Source organism: Candidatus Eisenbacteria bacterium (genome assembly GCA_018831195.1).
In the GTDB taxonomy this organism is placed as follows: domain Bacteria; phylum Eisenbacteria; class RBG-16-71-46; order CAIMUX01; family JAHJDP01; genus JAHJDP01.
In genome coordinates, this window is sequence record JAHJDP010000054.1 from 1 (window position 1) to 2,344 (window position 2,344).

2 protein-coding genes are annotated in these 2,344 nt (G+C 54.8%); both read left to right on the forward strand.

Features of this window, described 5'->3' with window-relative positions; translation table 11 throughout:
* The first annotated feature begins 165 nt into the window (after positions 1 to 165).
* Complete coding sequence (locus KJ970_10295; GenBank protein ID MBU2691307.1) at positions 166 to 906, forward strand: hypothetical protein; 741 nt, start codon at positions 166 to 168, stop codon at positions 904 to 906.
* A gap of 490 nt (positions 907 to 1,396) precedes the next feature.
* The coding region (ltrA, locus tag KJ970_10300; protein MBU2691308.1) for a group II intron reverse transcriptase/maturase at positions 1,397 to 2,344 on the forward strand (948 nt) is incomplete at its 3' end.

Below are 2,344 nucleotides of genomic sequence, written 5' to 3' on the forward strand. Positions count from 1 at the left end.
AGCCGGACTGAGGCCCCAGCCGAAAGACTGGGAAACGCCACCGGACCCTACCGTATTCCCGGCAGCGCGGGCCGGAGCAATCCGGTCCGTGATCGAGCAGAAGTCAGCAGAGGCCATACGAGGTGTACGGCACAAACATAAACCGGCACCAAAGGGCCGAACAGGATGAGACAGGGAGGAGCCGTGGACCGCTCGACACAGGCACAGAACCCGACCGGGGGAGCCGGTGATCGGCGCGGCGACACGCAGCCGTCCCTGCACGAGAATCTCATGGAGCGTGTGGTTGACCGCGCGAATGTACAACGTGCCTGGAAACGGGTGAAAGCCAATCACGGCGCACCCGGGGTCGATGGGATGACCATCGACGATTTCCCGGCCTTTGTCCGTTCATATTGGCCTGCCATTCGCCAAGCCCTGCTGGAAGGCATCTATCAACCCTCGCCGGTGAGACGCGTGAGCATTCCGAAACCGGCGGGCCGCGGGGTCCGTCTGCTCGGTATTCCCACAATCACCGACCGGGTGATCGGTCAAGCCATCCAACAAATCCTCACGCCGATCTTCGATTCCGGCTTCTCGGAATCGAGTTTCGGCTTCCGTCCCGGACGCTCCGCCCATGGAGCCATCAGGCAGCTGCAGCAGTATCTGCGCGACAAACAACTGCTGGCGCTGATCGGCCGCTACCTGCGGGCGGGAGTCTTGGTCGGGGACGTCATCCAGGCAACCGAGATCGGAACTCCGCAAGGATCTCCGCTCTCACCGTTGCTCGCAAACGTGTTGCTGGACGACCTCGATAAAGAGCTGGAGCAACGCGGTCACCGCTTTGTCCGGTACGCCGACGATCGTGCGCCACGAAGGCGCAGAAGGGAGGTTGGAGAAAGACCAACTGACTGCAGCCATGCTGCATAGAAGATGAAGGGAGGCCCTTCGGAGCCGTCATGCAGGTGAAGGCTTCAAACCACCTTAAGCTGCTGTGGTCAAAAGCCATGGTGGTGAGCGTTAAGGAAAAGGCGAGGCGAGACTTCGTCAGGTAGGTGCCATGGAGACGAACACCGGTGAACCGCTGATAAGGTGTCGAAAGCGTAGGGATGTCATCAAAACCAGGGGGGGGTCGTTAACCTGGGATAAGCCTGGAGGAAACCTGCTTACTGTCCAGGTGGTGACCGGCATGAAGGCGGCGTGAACATGGCACAGGCTTCTGTGCGGAACGTGGGAACCTATGACTCCGATGTTAAGGGAGAAATCCAAGTGGAGGACCCACGAGGATGAGAGTACCGATGCGGAGTATAGGGGCGGAACAGCCCGTATGAGCGAAGAAATTTCTGTAATGGAAGTGGAGCAAAGGGGCTGTGTCATCTAGTTTGGAAAATCGGCCAACCAGAAAATTTGGGAGGAGCCAATGGACAAAACAAAACCGTTTGATATTTCCAAACGTGTTGTGTGGAAAGCGTACAAGCAAGTAAAAGCGAACAAAGGAGCGGCGGGAATCGATGACGAAACGATAGCCAAGTTTGAAGAGAAACTGAAAGACAATCTCTACAAGCTGTGGAATCGCATGTCATCAGGGAGTTATTTCCCACCTCCGGTCAAGGCGGTAGAAATACCCAAGAAGAACGGAGGAGTAAGAATTCTCGGCATTCCGACGGTAGCGGATCGAATAGCCCAAATGGTGGCGAAGAGGTACTTCGAGCCTGATGTGGAACCGTATTTTCACAAAGACTCGTATGGGTATAGGCCGAAGAAATCGGCAATCGATGCAGTGTCAGTGACCCGGCGACGATGCTGGCGATATGACTGGCTGCTGGAATTCGACATCAAAGGTCTATTCGACAACATCTCCCACGAGCTGCTAATGCGCGCGGTAAGAAAACACACCGATAACAAATGGGTGATTCTGTATATAGAGCGATGGCTCAAGGCGCCATTTGAAACGGAAGACGGAAGGGCAATAGAGCGAAGTTCGGGGACACCCCAAGGGGGAGTCGTCAGCCCGCTGCTATCGAATCTCTTCCTTCACTATGTGTTTGATAAATGGATGGAGAGGAACCGCCCTCAAAATCCATGGGTGCGATATGCGGATGATGGAGTGGCCCACTGTAGAACCAAGGTAGAAGCCGAGGAATTGCTAATACAATTGCAGATGCGGTTCAGGCAATGTGGATTAGAGCTGCATCCCGACAAAACAAAGATCGTATACTGCAAAGACGATGATCGTCGAGGAGAAAATCCCGTGCAGAAGTTTGATTTTCTGGGATACACATTTCGTCCACGGCGTTCAAAGAATCGTTATGGTAAATTCTTCATAAACTTCACACCGGGTGTCAGTCGCAAGGCTTGCAAGGCCATG

Coding starts and splice junctions, on each gene's coding strand:
- KJ970_10295 (MBU2691307.1), top strand. CDS start 166: ATGAGACAGGGAGGAGCCGTGGACCGCTCGACACAGGCACAGAACCCG.